At 28.2% G+C, this 15,785-nt stretch carries 16 protein-coding genes and 1 tRNA gene; 3 read left to right on the plus strand and 14 right to left on the minus strand.

Annotated features, from left to right (window positions below; genetic code table 11):
- Window positions 1-90: 90 nt before the first annotated feature.
- The 7 genes from B2217_RS05435 to B2217_RS05465 form a co-directional block, all read right to left on the minus strand.
- Window positions 91-516 (minus strand): hypothetical protein, encoded by a 426-nt coding sequence (locus B2217_RS05435; RefSeq protein WP_280046484.1) that lies wholly within the window; start codon window positions 514-516, stop codon window positions 91-93.
- A gap of 1 nt (window position 517) precedes the next feature.
- On the minus strand, window positions 518-1,222 hold the full coding sequence (locus tag B2217_RS05440) for a hypothetical protein (protein WP_280046481.1): 705 nt from the start codon (window positions 1,220-1,222) through the stop codon (window positions 518-520).
- A gap of 249 nt (window positions 1,223-1,471) precedes the next feature.
- A complete protein-coding gene (locus B2217_RS05445; protein ID WP_291092562.1) occupies window positions 1,472-2,311 on the minus strand; it encodes a hypothetical protein in 840 nt (279 codons plus the stop codon).
- Window positions 2,312-2,455: 144 nt separating this feature from the next.
- Window positions 2,456-3,184, minus strand: a complete 729-nt coding sequence (locus B2217_RS05450) for a hypothetical protein (protein WP_280046174.1) — start codon at window positions 3,182-3,184, stop codon at window positions 2,456-2,458.
- 141 nt (window positions 3,185-3,325) lie between these two features.
- Complete coding sequence (locus B2217_RS05455) at window positions 3,326-3,952, minus strand: hypothetical protein (RefSeq protein ID WP_280046175.1); 627 nt, start codon at window positions 3,950-3,952, stop codon at window positions 3,326-3,328.
- Window positions 3,953-4,082: 130 nt separating this feature from the next.
- A tRNA-Leu gene (locus B2217_RS05460) sits at window positions 4,083-4,163 on the minus strand.
- A gap of 60 nt (window positions 4,164-4,223) precedes the next feature.
- On the minus strand, window positions 4,224-5,006 hold the full coding sequence (locus B2217_RS05465; RefSeq protein ID WP_219034245.1) for an MBL fold metallo-hydrolase: 783 nt from the start codon (window positions 5,004-5,006) through the stop codon (window positions 4,224-4,226).
- A gap of 42 nt (window positions 5,007-5,048) precedes the next feature.
- On the opposite strand from B2217_RS05465, the gene B2217_RS05470 reads away from it, so the two are divergent.
- Complete coding sequence (locus B2217_RS05470) at window positions 5,049-6,491, plus strand: TonB-dependent receptor (RefSeq protein ID WP_125350665.1); 1,443 nt, start codon at window positions 5,049-5,051, stop codon at window positions 6,489-6,491.
- A gap of 121 nt (window positions 6,492-6,612) precedes the next feature.
- Here B2217_RS05470 and B2217_RS05475 read toward each other — a convergent pair whose 3' ends face one another.
- From B2217_RS05475 to B2217_RS05490, 4 genes are all read right to left on the minus strand, one after another.
- On the minus strand, window positions 6,613-7,197 hold the full coding sequence (locus B2217_RS05475) for a hypothetical protein (RefSeq protein WP_291122183.1): 585 nt from the start codon (window positions 7,195-7,197) through the stop codon (window positions 6,613-6,615).
- An 87-nt stretch (window positions 7,198-7,284) separates the two neighbouring features.
- Window positions 7,285-8,346 carry a recombinase RecA gene (recA, locus tag B2217_RS05480; RefSeq protein WP_038333157.1) on the minus strand — a complete coding sequence of 354 codons (1,062 nt, stop codon included), beginning with the start codon at window positions 8,344-8,346 and terminating at the stop codon, window positions 7,285-7,287.
- Window positions 8,347-8,357: 11 nt separating this feature from the next.
- Complete coding sequence (gene bcp / locus B2217_RS05485) at window positions 8,358-8,813, minus strand: thioredoxin-dependent thiol peroxidase (protein ID WP_221855740.1); 456 nt, start codon at window positions 8,811-8,813, stop codon at window positions 8,358-8,360.
- A gap of 146 nt (window positions 8,814-8,959) precedes the next feature.
- Window positions 8,960-10,732, minus strand: a complete 1,773-nt coding sequence (locus B2217_RS05490; RefSeq protein ID WP_180905426.1) for a mechanosensitive ion channel family protein — start codon at window positions 10,730-10,732, stop codon at window positions 8,960-8,962.
- A 115-nt stretch (window positions 10,733-10,847) separates the two neighbouring features.
- On the opposite strand from B2217_RS05490, the gene nth reads away from it, so the two are divergent.
- Window positions 10,848-11,468 (plus strand): endonuclease III, encoded by a 621-nt coding sequence (gene nth / locus B2217_RS05495; RefSeq protein WP_180906877.1) that lies wholly within the window; start codon window positions 10,848-10,850, stop codon window positions 11,466-11,468.
- A 36-nt stretch (window positions 11,469-11,504) separates the two neighbouring features.
- On the opposite strand, the gene B2217_RS05500 is transcribed toward nth, so the two are convergent.
- Both B2217_RS05500 and B2217_RS05505 read right to left on the minus strand, forming a co-directional pair.
- The gene (locus B2217_RS05500) at window positions 11,505-11,957 is read right to left on the minus strand and encodes a lipocalin family protein (RefSeq protein ID WP_180905427.1); all 453 of its coding nucleotides are present in this window, start codon (window positions 11,955-11,957) and stop codon (window positions 11,505-11,507) included.
- Window positions 11,958-12,045: 88 nt separating this feature from the next.
- A complete protein-coding gene (locus tag B2217_RS05505; protein WP_180905428.1) occupies window positions 12,046-12,492 on the minus strand; it encodes a lipocalin family protein in 447 nt (148 codons plus the stop codon).
- A gap of 51 nt (window positions 12,493-12,543) precedes the next feature.
- Between B2217_RS05505 and B2217_RS05510 the strand changes: the two genes are divergently transcribed.
- The gene (locus tag B2217_RS05510) at window positions 12,544-13,389 is read left to right on the plus strand and encodes an alpha/beta fold hydrolase (protein ID WP_180905429.1); all 846 of its coding nucleotides are present in this window, start codon (window positions 12,544-12,546) and stop codon (window positions 13,387-13,389) included.
- Window positions 13,390-13,423: 34 nt separating this feature from the next.
- Here the strand turns inward: B2217_RS05510 and B2217_RS05515 are convergent, their stop codons facing one another.
- Window positions 13,424-15,562, minus strand: coding sequence for a TonB-dependent receptor (locus B2217_RS05515; RefSeq protein ID WP_180905430.1), 2,139 nt, complete (start codon window positions 15,560-15,562; stop codon window positions 13,424-13,426).
- Window positions 15,563-15,785: the final 223 nt, after the last annotated feature.

Below are 15,785 nucleotides of genomic sequence, written 5' to 3' on the forward strand. Positions count from 1 at the left end.
AAGAAAAAAAGTCAATGTAATTGGCTTTTTGCGATATAGAAAGCCGAAACTTTCAATTATCACTTAACCCGCAATTGCGCCAAACTTTTGTTAGGCAATTTTATTGACCAAAATGAGATATGTTGAAATCCAAATAATGACAGACAAAAGCTGATAATAACCATTACTTGAATATCTTTTAGATACCCATAATTCGTGCAAAATTATTAATAATATTAAAATGAAAGTAACTGAAACATTAAGGAAATTTGAATTTTCTATAAGATTTGTAATTGATACAATAAATAAAGGTTGCAGATTCCATTCAGTCATCAATTGAAAAAAATTAGATTGTTTATATTCATAAGAATCATTTAGCCATTGGTCAATATTACCAACAGTGTTATTTTTTTCTAACTCTGCTCTCTTTTCTTGTCTTTTATGCCCTTGTTTACCTATTATCAAAACAACAGGTAGAAGTATTGAAAAAATAGCACCTATAAACAAAAAAAAGATTTCTTTGTTATAATATTCCATTTTAAAATCTATTATTTATCCAGTTACTAATTCTTGTATCTCTGTCTTTTAAAATTGATTTCCATAAAGAATATGAACTTCTAATGACACCATTAGAATCTTTAAAATCAAATAACGCCTTAGAAACCCCTGGTTGATTTAAAGGAATAAAAAAAGCTAACAATTGCTGACCTATATATGGTTCAATCCTAAATTCGGATAATAAATTAATTTTTTTTAAATGATTAAGGTATTCAAAATTGTCAGATTTTATATATTCTTTCTTAATTAAGTAAATATCTTTTTGAGATTCAGGTCTGAAAGTCCAATCTATTACGAAATCATTATAAAGTGTTTTATCAATGTCAGATTCATTTTGATTAATTAAAGGAATTTCTAACCAATGGTACAAAAGGAAAATAGATTTAAAAGTATTAAGAGAGACTTCATTAAAATTCTCGATGGTCTTAATTAAATTATTAGATTTTTCTATATTATTTTTTAAAATATAATAAAGTATCTCTTCTTTAGATTTTCCTCTTATTTCTTCACAAAAAGAATGTAGCTGATTTAATTGTTTAAAAAATATTTTTGACTCTTGATCAATTGTAACGGATATATTATTCTCTGAATTATAAATTAAAGTTCCATTTAATTCGATTTTAAACTTTTTGTATTCAGAATTTTTATAATATAAAAAATTGTTTGATTCTACTATTAGCTTCATTTTATTGGTTATATTTTTTATATAATATCGCCTATCACAAATCCTATGATGTACGTAATTCGAGTGATGTAGCTCAATTCTTCGCTCCGCTTCGAATTGAGCTACATCTTATTTTTTACAAAGTAAATTATTATATAGTTTAGTAAAAAATCTATTTATCTGTATTTCGTATAATTAAAAAGTTAAAGTTAATTATTTCTTTTTAATCTCTAGATTTTCGTCATTTTAGAAATTATATTAACATTCATATTAAAGATTTGATTTATCAAAATATACTTTATAAAATTCTCTTATAGATTCATTCTTTTGAATATAATCAATCAATTTAAATATATAATTTTCATTATTAATATTTATTGATTCAACTTTATCTTTAAATAAAATTATTGATTTTTTATTTTCAATATCATATAAAAATATATTTGTAGAAGTTTCTCCTAAATAATTAATACACCCCGATTCTTTATTCGTTAAGTAAAAACTATTTTCATATACTATCATTAAATTGGAATCATCTTTATGAATTCTTTTATCAATTGTATCAAACAGGTTACTAATAAATGTAGATATAAATATTATTACATACACAAATGCTATAAAAAAATTGATCATTTTTTGATCGTTATCATATTTGTTTAATATATACATTATGTATATAAAGAATGCTGGTAGAGTAATTGATTTAGAAGGTAAAAATCCTATTAAAAAAATCCCTACAAATAGAATTGTCATTACAAAATTTGGATAATATTCTTTAAATTTTTTATTAAATAAATATTTAATATGCTTATTGTTTTTATAATAAAAATATTTTTTCCTTATTAATAGAGTTGTTTTTTCATATAAGATAAATAAAATTGTATATACAATAAGTAAAACTGAGTTAACTACTATAATTGTAGAAAAAACTAAGAATACATATTCTAATGTATAAAATAGGAAATCATTGATATTTATATATGAAAATATAGGTATATTAAAACTTTTGTAAAAAATAAAAAAGTTAGTAAAACTAATTAAATATATAGATATTAGAATTACACTTAAATTTTCTTTAAAAATTTTTAAAATATTATCTTTTTTTCTCAAAGTATATTTTATTTAAAGTTTCTAATAGGATATTTATGGTAGTTACATGTCAAGAAAACTTAACTCTTTTTCTTATCTAAACTGATACTGAAAATGAAGGATATAAAACTCCCTCCATTAATACCAATTTTTGTTAACTTAAAATCATAAAGAATTTTTGAATTCGTTATTCCATTTAGATTTTGTCCTTAGATATTTATCAACAATACTATCAGAAATAAAAAAAACCTTATGTAAATATCTAGTAATTGTGTAAATAAGATATATGATTATCACGTTTATCAAAGCTCTTGAAACAACTTTATCATAGTCTTCTAAAATAAACATGGAAATTAACGGAATAACAGCCATAGATATTAAAGAATAGACAACTAATATAAAATTTAAAATTAACCAACTTTTAGTTTCTGTATTTAAAAATTTTCCGGTTTCAGATATACGACCTTTTACTTTAATATCTCCAATATGCTGAAATTCTATTACAAAAAAATCATTAGCATCTAAATAATCTAATTTCAATTGTAATTTACTATTGGTAATTCTATAATCTATTTTTTTTATGCCAATAAATTTAAATGCGTTAATATTTTTACCTATAATTTTAATATTTTTTAATTCATTAGAAGTTATTGTTTTTCTTCCATTATTTTTAAAAATGATACGAGTTCTTTTTAAGTTAGATATATTCTCCCAATCTTCAGTTTTAAAACATGTTTCACACACTGATTGACATGAATAAACCAATCTATAAAAAGATTTAAAATACGTATAAATTGTAAAAACTGTACCTAATAGGAATGTAATTATAGAAAAAAAATTCCAAACCCCTATTACTTTTATTAAATCTAAAACTTCATTAAAGTTTAAATACATTTGATATTAAAATTTTTAATTTTACATAAAATCTACTAATATAGACTAGAAAGTAAGATTTTCTGACTTTTATTAATTATATTACAAATAAAAGAAATACAAAAAGGTATTACAATGGAAACTTTAATTTTTGATTATTAACTAAGTTGATGATAGTTTATATTTAATCAATCTTTTTTCCATTGCTATAGCCATAATTAAAGGCGATATTACTTTAAGTAAATAATATCCGCAAGCTAATGGCATAAATACAAGTATAAATAATTTAAAAAAATCTTTCATTGAAAAATATTGAAATTCACTTGTAAAATAAAAGATAATCGTAAAAGCTATTAGAAAAAATAATATTGAAATAATTGAAGTAAATATTGCAAAATATTTTAAAATTGGTTTTATATTTATTGTAATTAGCTCATTCTCAAATTTAAAATATGGCATTGCTAATTTGATTTTCTTCCAAGTATAATTGCCTTTTAAATTATCCTTTAATTTGATAAAACTATCTATAGATTTTTCATTTGTTTCAATTCCTGTTTGTAGAAAAAAGTAATTTTCTTTAAAATCTTTTAATACAAAATTATTTTTAAAATTATCATCAAGTTTATCAAGTAGAAATTCTATTTCTTTTGTATTATCAATTTTTCTAGATCTTCTATTATTAAAAGTCTTTGCTACATTACTAATTGGAGCAATTATTAATGAAGACAAAACCAAAGTTATTATAGGAGATAATTTAGAAATAAGTTCAATTTTATTCTGCAAATCCATATTACAATAATAGTTATTAAACACTAATATACATATTATTGTTTAATAACTATTATTTTTGTTTGCCACCTTTTTCGCCACCCATAAAAAAATAAATCCCTTAAGTACAATTACTTAAGGGATTTTTCAGTACTCGGAGTGGGAATCGAACCCACACTCCAAAGGAACACGAGTTTGAGTCGTGCGCGTCTACCAATTCCGCCATCCGAGCCTTTATGGACTGCAAATATAATGTTAGTTTATTTATTTTTCCAACTATTTTTTAAACTTTTTACAGAATTATTTCTAACGTATCGTAAGCCAAATGTTTACCTTTTGGTAATTTTTCCTCTACTTCATCATGAAATCCCAAATGATGCGAAATATGTGTAAAATATGTCTGCTTTGCGCCTATTAAATCCGAGTATCGTATTGCTTCATCTAATAATATATGCGAAAAATGTTCTTGTTCTACTCGCAGCGCACTAATGATTAAAACTTCTACTCCTCGTAATTTTTCAAGAGATTCTGTTGGAATCGTTTTTACATCCGTCAAATAAGCAATTTTATCATCAATTAAATATCCCAAAATAGGCAAGGGTCCGTGTAGAACTTTAATTGGTTCAATCGTAAATCCAGCAACCGAAAATTTTTCATCTTCTATAACATTCTCTATTACCGTTGGTACTCCAGGATATTTATGTTCAGCAAACATATATGGAAAACGATTATGTAATTCATCCAACACGCGTTTCAAACCATAGACATTCATATCCTCTCCAGATTTAAAAACAAGCGGGCGAATATCATCCAATCCTAAAACATGGTCATTATGCTCATGTGTATATAATATTCCATCTAACCTTTGCGCATTATAACGCAACATTTGTTGTCTAAAATCTGGTCCACTATCTATCGTAATAATCTTTCCATCCTTTTCTAACAACAAAGAAGAACGCAAACGTTTATCTTTTTGATTTGTTGACAAACATACCGGATGATCGCTACCAATAATCGGAATTCCTTGTGAAGTCCCTGTTCCTAAAAAATGTATTTTTATATTTGATTTAGCCATAATGATTTGGTAAATTTACCACAAACTATTTGAAATTAAAATATGGCATTAGAACAAGTTCTTACTCCTAAACAAAAAGCTTTAGAGATCAATTTGAATCCGAAAATATACGGTTCTTTTGCAGAAATTGGAGCAGGTCAAGAAACCGTTCGTTTTTTTTATCGCGCAGGTGCTGCTTCGGGTACTGTTGCAAAAGCGATGAGTGCTTATGACAAAGAAATGTCCGATTCTATATATGGTGTAGAAGAAAATCGTCGTTATGTGACACAAGCTCGCCTTAAAAAAATGTTGGATCATGAGATGGAATTGATGAAAGAGCGTCTAGTCCACGATCACTACAAAGAAAAAGCATTTTTCACCTACGCAAATACGGTAACAACAATTGATTATTCAAAGAAAAATGAAGGTCAAGGTTGGATAGGTTTACGTTTCAAGTTAAATGCAGAAGATGAAAAAGCAAACGAGATTATTTTTCATGTAAAATTCAAAGAAAATACGGCTCAATTGCAACAAGAAACTTTAGGTGTTTTGGGTGTTAATTTGATTTATGGCGCTTATTATTACTACGATAATCCCCGAAAATTAATAAAATCTTTATACGATACGTTGGATAAAGATCAATTAGAAATTGACATGATTAATTTCCGTGGACCACAATTCAAATATGTTGATAATCGATTGATGTCACTTCAGTTGGTTAAAAACGGAATGACGGATGTTGCGGTTTTCAATCCACAAGGAAAAAATATTTTACCTGCCGATTTATTATACAAAAAAAATATCTTCGCTGTTCGTGGCTCTTTCCGTCCTTTTATGAATGTAAATATGGATATGTTCAAAGGTGGTTTAGAAATTTTCAAACAAGAAGATGATGTTAGAACAGATAATACCGAAATTTTATTTGAGATTACGCTTTCTAACTTGATTGCTTCTGGTTTTGAAGGCGAATTGAATGAACGAGATTTTTTAGATCGCGCTGATATTATTGGTAGTTTAGGTTACAATGTTATCATTTCTAACTTTTCTGAATATTATAAATTAGTTGATTATTTCTCGAAATTTACTCGAAATCAAACCAAAGTTGGTTTAGCGATGGGTGTTAATAATTTGGTCGAAATTTTCAATGAGCAATATTATGCCGATTTACCTGGCGGAATTATGGAAGCTTTCGGAAAATTATTCAAGAAAAATGTAAAAGTTTATTTGTATCCATATTTAGACAAAGAAAAAGATATTTTGTTGACGTCGAAAAATCTACAAGTAAGTGATAGCGTGCACGAATTGTACAAATATTTCTTGTATAACGGAAGAATTCAAGATATTTTGAATTACAACAGAAGTTATTTAGATTCTTATTCGCGTCGAATTTTAGAAAAAATTGCAAATGCTGAGCAAGATTGGGAAAATGAATGTCCAGAAGGTGTTGCAGACATGATCAAAGATCGTGGAATGTTTGGCTATAAATTGAAATATATTTTAGAATAAATTATTCGTATATCAATCTGAATTCGTTTCACATTCTCATCATAAACAATATTCGATTTTGAAATAAATTCAACATGACAAACCACTTCTGCAGAAGTGGTTTTTTATTTTAATAACCTCATTATTTATTGATAAAAATTTTAAAATCATTAAATAAAAGCTGAAAAGTCTTTTCCAATTGAACTTCAGAAGTAGTAGAAGCCGAAACTCCTTCATGTTTAAACTCTAAAATTGATCCTGATTTTTTCGCATAAATCTTTTCCAAATTTTGTAAATCATAAACTTCAAGAATAATATGATACTCTCTTTTCATCTGATTATTGTTCATTGAATTATCTTTTTTACCATTTTTATAAGCAGGCTTCAACAATGTTTTCAACAGTAATAAATAATCTTTATTTGTCTGATCTTTTATTAAAATTAATTCATCTTTTGTTAATAGATATTTAAAATCACTTACATCAAAATCAATAAAATTTTGTTGAAGATATAACTGAGAACCAAAAAGAGATTTGAAATCATTATCAACCTTTTCATTAAATTTTACAGCATTAAATGGAAAATTATTTTTAACCAATAAAAAGGTTTTATCAAGATGAACTAATTTCTTATCTGGATTTAATAATACATCTGTTAATGCATATTTTGGTGAGTAACAAGAATTAAAAAAGCATAAAATACAACCAAATAAAAATATTTTTCTCATACATAAATATTAGTGAGTTTTAAAGATAACAAAAAAGCTCTGAGTTTCCTCAGAGCTTAAAAATCATTATATAAAAATTCTTTCGAATTAATCTTCAGCAAATAATTCTGCTTCGTCAGCTGGATTATCAACAGAAGGTTTTCCATCTACTGGCTCACCTTTGATTAATGCGACAATTTTAGCTTCAATTTCTTCTGCTAATTCAGGATTATCTTTCAATACTTCTTTTACAGCATCGCGACCTTGTCCTAATTTACTATCGTTGTATGAATACCAAGAACCAGATTTGTTTACAATTCCTTTCTCAACACCCATATCCAAAATTTCTCCAACTTTAGAAATTCCTTCACCGTACATAATATCAAATTCTGCTTGACGGAATGGTGGAGCAACTTTATTTTTAACCACTTTTACTTTCGAGTGATTTCCGATTACCTCATCTCCATTTTTGATTTGAGTAGAACGACGGATATCTAAACGTACAGATGCATAGAATTTTAAGGCATTACCACCAGTTGTTGTTTCTGGATTACCGAACATTACCCCAATTTTTTCACGTAATTGGTTAATGAAAATCGCTGTACATTTCGTTTTATTGATTGTACCTGTCAATTTACGTAAAGCTTGAGACATCAAACGTGCTTGTAATCCCATACGAGAATCTCCCATTTCACCTTCAATCTCCGCTTTTGGAGTAAGTGCCGCAACAGAGTCAATTACGATAATATCTATCGCTCCCGAACGAATTAAGTTATCTGCAATTTCTAATGCTTGCTCTCCATTATCTGGTTGAGAAATAATTAAGTTTTCTACATCAACACCTAATTTCGCAGCATAATAACGGTCAAAAGCATGCTCAGCATCAATAAAAGCAGCGATACCACCAGCTTTTTGCGCTTCTGCAATAGCATGTAACGTTAATGTTGTTTTACCTGAAGATTCTGGTCCGTAGATTTCGATAACACGTCCGCGAGGATAACCTCCTACTCCTAACGCCAAATCTAATCCCAAAGATCCAGAAGGAATTACTTCTATTTTATCATCAACAGCCGAATCTCCCATACGCATTACAGTTCCTTTCCCGTAAGCCTTGTCCATCTTATCTAAGATCAGCTGTAACGCTTTCTTTTTATTGTCTAAATCGCTCATTATATTATTTTTTATTTTTCTAAAATTTGTTTTGCGTGTTCTTTTGTTTTCACTTTTTCGATTACATCTGTAATCACTCCTTTTTCATCAATGATGAAAGTTGTACGATGAATTCCATCAAATTCGCGTCCCATAAATTTCTTTGGTCCCCAAACGCCGAAAGCATTCAAAATTTCGTGATTTTCGTCTGCAAGCAAAGGAAAAAGTAAATTGTTCTTCTCTGCAAAATTCTTTTGTCTTTTCACAGAATCTGCACTCACTCCAACCAAATGATAACCTTGTGCCTTCAATGCATTTTCGTTATCGCGCAAATCACATGCTTCGGCTGTACAACCAGGCGTACTTGCTTTTGGATAAAAGAAAACGACTAATTTTTTTCCTGCAAAATCTTGGTATGAAACTTCGTTTCCATCTTGATCAATTCCTTTAAAATCTGGAACTTTATCTCCTATTTTTAACATCTTGATTTATCTTTAGAACTTCTCGTAAAAATAATGATTAAATCTTGAATCATAACTGATTTAACTAATTAATCTTTTATTTATACTACAAATGTAATGCTATACAACGCCAAAATAAGTCGCTTAAAAATTCTTCTTTATTTATTCCTATTTTATATATCTTTTTTGATAAATTGAGGTTCTGTTCCATCTCGATAAGCCATAAAATGTGGCGATAATACTTCAATTCCTGCTTCGTTTAGTTCTAAAACTAAAGCTTTTCTTAGATTAGAATAAATGACTTCTTGATTATGTGCATTTGTAATAAACGCATTTATTTGATAAGTGATATAAAAATCATCTAAACGTAATTGAAACACGAAAGGAGCTGGATCTTTCTTAATTTCAGGTATTTTTAACGCTGCTTTTTTAGCGACTTCATGAACTTTTTCAATTGGAATATTATAACCTAATGCGAATTCTGTATAAATAATTAAACCTTTATTCGAAGAATCTGTACTATAATTTGTTGTATGACTATTCATCACTGTAGAGTTCGGGACAGAAACTATCTCATTTTTAATGGTACGTATTCTGGTTACTAATAAATTTCTTTCTATGATTTCTCCTGTAACGTCACCAATCTTGACATAATCTCCATTAGAAAAAGCACGAGTATATGTTAACATCAAACCCGACATGATATTTCCTAATGCACCAGCCGAACCAAATGTCACTAAAATACCAACAAACACAGATACACCTTGAAAAATAGGAGATTTAGCTCCTGGTAAGTATGGAAAAATAACAATCATTATAAATATCAAAAGAAGTACTTTAAATATTTGATAGGTTGGTTTTGTCCATTCTTTATAAAATCCATTAATTGTCAATCTACCAGAATCCAATTCTTCAGAAATGAAATCTAAAAATTTAAAAATCAATCTAAATATTATAATAATAATTGTGATTGTTAATAGATTTGGTAAATAATCAATGACTGCTCTTGCTATTTTTTTAAGCGGTGTAAGCAGATTTTCTAGAAAAACAGCTGAATAACCTTGAGTAGAAGGAAAAAAATTGAATAAAATAGGAATTGCTAAATATATTAAAATCAAAATTATAAGCCAGCGGATTATTCCTACTAAAAACCACAAGTACTCTATTTGTTTATTTTCGTTAAAGAACTTAAACTTCTTTTTAGTAAATGGAGATAAAATATTTCTTTTATTTCTAAATAGTTTTAGTTTTAGCCAATATGTACCTTTATTTATTAAAAAAATTAAAAAACTTACAACAGAAATTAACAATATTGCATATAAAGTTCCTTTAGCCAAAGTTGGTAAACTAACATCTGAACGGTGTTTTTCTATAGAATCCGCTATTACATTAGCATACTTATCAGATAATTTATCTAAAGAAGTATTCTCCCATAAAGCATCTTGCAAACCAACACTTGCTATTATATCTTCATCAGAATAGATTAAATATTGATTTTCATCGCTTGATACTTTTATTGAGTCTTTGTTAAAATCATATGATTTTGCTAATTCTATAATTTTTTCTTCAATAGAACGAGCGCGTTCTTTCATTGTAAAACCTCCAACCCCTCTATATACAATAAACAACGTATCGTGAAAAGGTACAACTGGAACTCCTTTATTAATTAATCTTAAAGAATCAATTTTGTCTTTATATCGTTTTGTAACAATAGAATCCCTACTTTTTAGGAATTTCAACTCTTTTAATAGTGATTCCTTTTCTTTAGAAGTTATTTGTATTCCTGCAAATTTATTCTCTAATTCAATTCTTTTTATCGAATCCTCTTTACGTTGATTTGAAAATTCTACTAATCGTTTTTCTAATGACTTTTGCAAAGAATCTTGTCCTTTCGAAAAACAAAAAAAGAAGAATGAGAAAAGAACAATAAATATATTTTTTAACACTTTTGTTATATCTAAAAATCTTCGATAAATTTATGAACAAAAGTGTTAAAATTGATTCTTAGTTTTTAAATAAATTTGATTTTCTATTTTTACACAAAAAGTCTCAGAACTTATGATGTTAAAGAAAGAACGTATCCAATTTGTGATTGATGAATTGGAAAAATTATATCCAGTTCCACCAATTCCATTAGACCATCAAGATGCTTTTACATTATTGATCGCCGTTTTATTATCTGCCCAAACAACAGATAAAAAAGTGAATCAAGTAACACCCGAATTATTTGCGAAAGCTTCTAATGCAAAAGCAATGTCGTTATTAGAAGTAGATGAAATAAAATATTATATCCGTGAGATTGGTTTATCAAACACAAAAGCCAAAAATATCAAACGATTATCCGAAATTTTAATCGAAAAATACGATGGAGAAGTTCCCGAAGGTTTTGAAGAATTAGAAGAATTACCTGGCGTTGGACACAAAACTGCTTCGGTTGTGATGTCGCAATGGTTTGGTCATCCAGCTTTTCCTGTCGACACACATATTCATCGTTTGATGAAGTTATGGAAATTGACAAAAGGAAAAAATGTTGAGGAAACAGAAAAAGATGCAAAAAAAATATTTCCAAAAGAGTTGTGGAACAAATTACATATTCAAATCATTTATTATGGACGTGAATATTCTCCCGCACGCGCTTGGAGTTTAGATAAAGATTTTATTACTCGAAAAATGTTCGAATAAAAAAATACCTTCCAAAATGGAAGGTATTTTTCTTTATTATTTTACAATTTCAAAAACTTGCAAACGAAGCTTTATCGTATCAACTTTGCTCAACGTATCTTGCAAAACCAAATATTTTGGATCTAACTGCTTCACATAATAATTGTACGTTGTATCTTTTGTTTCCATTGTCAACAAACGTTTTGTTTTAGACGTATTATACACATACGTTCCTGTCGTTTGTTCTTGCACACAATTCCCTTTTTCGGTTTTATACATGTTAGAATTATAATTCTTAACATCCGAAAAATCTAATATAGATTGACGTTCACAAGCCAATAGTTTGTCTGTTGTCGTTATATTTCCTTTCGTTTCTCTAATTTCTTTCAATTGCCATTTTCCAGATCGCAATAATTGATCTTGCGATATTGCCAATGAATCGTCTTCTTTGCACGAAAAAATTGAAAGAAATAAAATTGATACTAAAAATAGGCTGAATATATTTTTCATTCGGTTCAATAATTATCTGGTAAAAATAAAGATTTTGAATGACGTAAAGTGAATATAAAAAATAAACCTGAAAACTTATTTTCCTTATTTATTGTTTACGTAAAATATCATAACTGATTGTGTTTGCTATTTTCTCGAATTCTTTATCTGAATCTACAATTTTTTTATCAATATATGTTTCAAAAGTTATCGTATTATCTTGATTAATTTTCACAATTCTATCTTCAAAAATATAATCATCAATGTAAAATTGAATTCTATTATCAACAATTCGCCACAATGTTAATCGAGGCTCACTAGGAAAACAATTGCCATTATTTCCTTCTACATAATTATAAATAGCATATCCATTATCCCAAATTGTATAATTTCTCATTAACCGACAATCATCAAATTCTTTAGACACTTTTTTGCCATTTTCATAAAAGCCAGATTCTTGTAATTTCCAAAAACCAATCACATTATCAGGTTTTAATTGTTGAGAAAAAATTTTTGAAGAGAATAAGATTAATAGAATTAAAATAATTTTTTTCATAAGATTGATTTACCTTGTAAAGGTATATTTTTATCTTATCAAATAAAAAGAATGAAAAAATTCATACTAGAAACTTCCGACAAATATCCAATTGCCGTAACCTCTTTTGGCGAAAACAATGCAACCAAAAAAATCATTGTCATTTCGTCTGCAATTGGTGTTAAACAAACTTTTTATGCTAAATACGCAACGTATTTAGCTAATAAGGGATATTTGGTTTTCACGTATGATTATCGCGGAATCGGCGACTCTAAACCAAAAAAATTAAAAGATTTTGAAGCGCATTTTACAGATTGGGCAGATAAAGATTTTCTAGGTTTGACACAATATATCGAAGAATTTTATCCCTATCACGAAAAGTTTTTAATTGGTCATAGTATCGGTGGAATTATGATTGGTTTGACACGCGCTTACAAAGTTTATGATAAAATTGTAACGATTGGTTCTCAATATGGTTATATCAAAAATTTTCATCAAAAAGATAAACCAAAAGTAAATTTCTTTTTTCGTATTGCAATTCCTATTTTATCTGCTTTTTACGGATTTTTTCCTTCTCAAAAGGTTGGAATGGGTGAACCAATTCCAATTGGAATTGCGAAAGATTGGCGAAAGTTAATTCTGAATGAAACTTCGATTTTAGGTTATGCAGATGAAACGCATAATTTGTATGATGAAATTACAAAACCTGTTTTAATCATTAGTTTGGATGATGATTTTATGGCAACGCCAAAATCTGTAGATTTATTTGCACAATTAGTTTTGAAGAATGCGAAGAAAAAACGTTTGAATATCATTCCTAAAGAATATGGATTGGATGAAATTGGACATTTAGATTTCTTTCGAGAAAAAAATAAAAATGAAATTTGGCATATTCCTCTTGATTATATTGAAGAATAAAAAAGCTCGAGAAGTATCTCGAGCTTTTAACTTTTTATAAACGAATTCCAACTCCGCCCAAAACATTAATTCCGGCTTGAGGGAAATAATATCCACCTTCGTAATAATAACCATTCGATTCGTATTTAACATCAAATAAATTATTAATCAAAAACGAAAATTCAAGGTTTTTAATTCCTTTTACTTTTGGCGAATATCGAATCAAAAGATCCGAAACTAAATAACTATCTAATTTTCCATCTGCTGGTTCTGTATTTGATAAATATTGTTCACCAACATATTTATTCGTCAAATTAATCAATACATTTTTGAAAGGAACAGCTTCAAAACCGAAAGCAGAAATCACATCTGGCGAAAGCGCAATTTTTGTCTTTCCGTACTCTTTCACAGAAGAACTTCCGTCAACATTCCAAACTTCCTCTTTGTAATTATCATGTTTGTTTTCGCTAAACGTAATATTTCCAAAAACATTCAAACGATTCGGAATAATCTTATAGTTTGCATCAAATTCGACTCCTCGTCTATAACTTTTTCCTGAATTTTCGCGAATCGGCGTTCCTACATCATTCAATTTCCCAGTTGGGACCAATTGATTTTTGTACGCCATATAATATACATTTACGCTCAATGATAACTGTCCTGACTTTTTATAACCCAATTCATAATCTTGTAAAAATTCAGCCGTCGGACGCTTGCCATTATTCTCATAATCTACACGAAGTGGCTCACGATGCGAAATTCCATAAGAAGCATACATCACATTTGAAGAATTAATTTTAAAATTTAACCCAGCTTTTGGATTCACAAAATTGAATTTATCCGAAAATGGTCTAAAATCTTCGTCATAATTTTCTCCATTTGGCAAATACTTCGCATCATAATCAACATAACGATATTGCAAATCACCAAACAATTCAAACTTATTCAATTGATACAATACTTTCGCATATGCAGCCAATTGTTTTTTTACAGAACGATTGTTGTAATATTTGAAATCCTTATCCTTAAAATCTGTTCCTTTTACCCATAAGACATTTCCATAATGATCGCCATCATATTCGTTTGCAGATAATCCGAAAAACACTTTGAAATTGTTTAATTTTTGATTTTCAACTTCAAGATTAAAACCATAAAAATCATTATCAAGATATTCTCGATTGATTAAATTTCTTTTATCTGAAGTTAAATAATCCAATTTATAGCGTTTCAAACCGCGATTATTTTTATAGCTCTCGTAATAACCTTTACCTTTTGTATAATGAACTGTTAAATTTGATTTCCAATTATTCCCAAAATCTTGTAACCACGAAAGAAAATAATGATTTTGACGATAATTATCAGTGTGATTTTTATAAAAACCTTCAACTTTTCCATTTTCGTCTAAAATCTCTCCTTCAGAATTATATGTTCTATCATTTTTCAAAGTTTCGGCATCTACACCACTCCATGCTTGATACGTTTGTTCTTTTCCAAACATATTCTGAAATCTAAACTTTGTTTTTTCATTCAATTCATATAGAGCTGTAAAATCATAAGAGATTAAATCTGACCAAGATCTGTCTACATATCCATCCGAATTTATCTTAGAAAAACGTCCATCAATACTCAATTTATTGTTTAGTATTTTTCCCGTACCAGCCTGAACTGTATATTTTTGCGTTTTATAATTTCCGAAAGAAACATTTGTTTCTGCAAAAGGAACGGTAGACGGATTTTGAGATTCGATGTTAACACTTGCTCCAAAAGAAGCCATTCCATTTGATGAAGTTCCAACTCCTCTCTGAATCATCATAGAACTTGTTGACGAAGCCAAATCTGGCATATTCACCCAAAAAACACCTTGAGATTCAGGATTATTAAGCGGAATTCCATTTAATGTAACGTTGATAGATTGTTCATTAAGTCCACGAATTTTGATAGACGAATAACCAATTCCCGTTCCTGTATCGGAAGTTATAGAAACAGACGTAGCAGAATTTAACAAAGTTGGAACATCTTGCCCCAAATTCTTCTTTTGTAACATTTTATCAGTTACCTTTTCAACTGTAATCGGAAGTTTTTCGACAATTGAAACTTCTCCTAATTGAATTTCTTCTTTTTGAATAGAATCTTTTTCTTGTGCATAAAGAATAGATGCACCAAATAATGACAATAAAAAAATCGACCTTTTCATAATTAATTTTAAAAAATATTATGAAAGGAGCCATCTTACACTTTTATAATTTACGCGCGAATGTAATTTGGTGAAGTACCAGTTCCCTTAGCAGCATTACCTGCCCAGGTTCTTTGGGTATAATCTCAGCCTCTTGTAAAGAAGCACCCCTTTCGATTGAATTTCAAAGGTAATCTTTTTTTTGAAATTTAAAAATTTCTTCATTTTTGATTATCTTTAGAAA

The organism is Empedobacter sp. UBA7620 (assembly GCF_002484185.1).
GTDB lineage: Bacteria > Bacteroidota > Bacteroidia > Flavobacteriales > Weeksellaceae > Empedobacter > Empedobacter falsenii_C.

What these genes read in the sequence shown, in the direction of transcription:
- B2217_RS05435 (WP_280046484.1), bottom strand. Translation starts at nt 516, where the DNA reads ATGGAATATTATAACAAAGAAATCTTTTTTTTGTTTATAGGTGCTATT.
- B2217_RS05440 (WP_280046481.1), bottom strand. Translation starts at nt 1,222, where the DNA reads ATGAAGCTAATAGTAGAATCAAACAATTTTTTATATTATAAAAATTCT.
- B2217_RS05450 (WP_280046174.1), bottom strand. Translation starts at nt 3,184, where the DNA reads ATGTATTTAAACTTTAATGAAGTTTTAGATTTAATAAAAGTAATAGGG.
- B2217_RS05455 (WP_280046175.1), bottom strand. Translation starts at nt 3,952, where the DNA reads ATGGATTTGCAGAATAAAATTGAACTTATTTCTAAATTATCTCCTATA.
- B2217_RS05465 (WP_219034245.1), bottom strand. Translation starts at nt 5,006, where the DNA reads ATGGCTAAATCAAATATAAAAATACATTTTTTAGGAACAGGGACTTCA.
- B2217_RS05470 (WP_125350665.1), top strand. Translation starts at nt 5,049, where the DNA reads ATGGCATTAGAACAAGTTCTTACTCCTAAACAAAAAGCTTTAGAGATC.
- B2217_RS05475 (WP_291122183.1), bottom strand. Translation starts at nt 7,197, where the DNA reads ATGAGAAAAATATTTTTATTTGGTTGTATTTTATGCTTTTTTAATTCT.
- recA (WP_038333157.1), bottom strand. Translation starts at nt 8,346, where the DNA reads ATGAGCGATTTAGACAATAAAAAGAAAGCGTTACAGCTGATCTTAGAT.
- nth (WP_180906877.1), top strand. Translation starts at nt 10,848, where the DNA reads ATGTTAAAGAAAGAACGTATCCAATTTGTGATTGATGAATTGGAAAAA.
- B2217_RS05500 (WP_180905427.1), bottom strand. Translation starts at nt 11,957, where the DNA reads ATGAAAAATATATTCAGCCTATTTTTAGTATCAATTTTATTTCTTTCA.
- B2217_RS05505 (WP_180905428.1), bottom strand. Translation starts at nt 12,492, where the DNA reads ATGAAAAAAATTATTTTAATTCTATTAATCTTATTCTCTTCAAAAATT.
- B2217_RS05510 (WP_180905429.1), top strand. Translation starts at nt 12,544, where the DNA reads ATGAAAAAATTCATACTAGAAACTTCCGACAAATATCCAATTGCCGTA.
- B2217_RS05515 (WP_180905430.1), bottom strand. Translation starts at nt 15,562, where the DNA reads ATGAAAAGGTCGATTTTTTTATTGTCATTATTTGGTGCATCTATTCTT.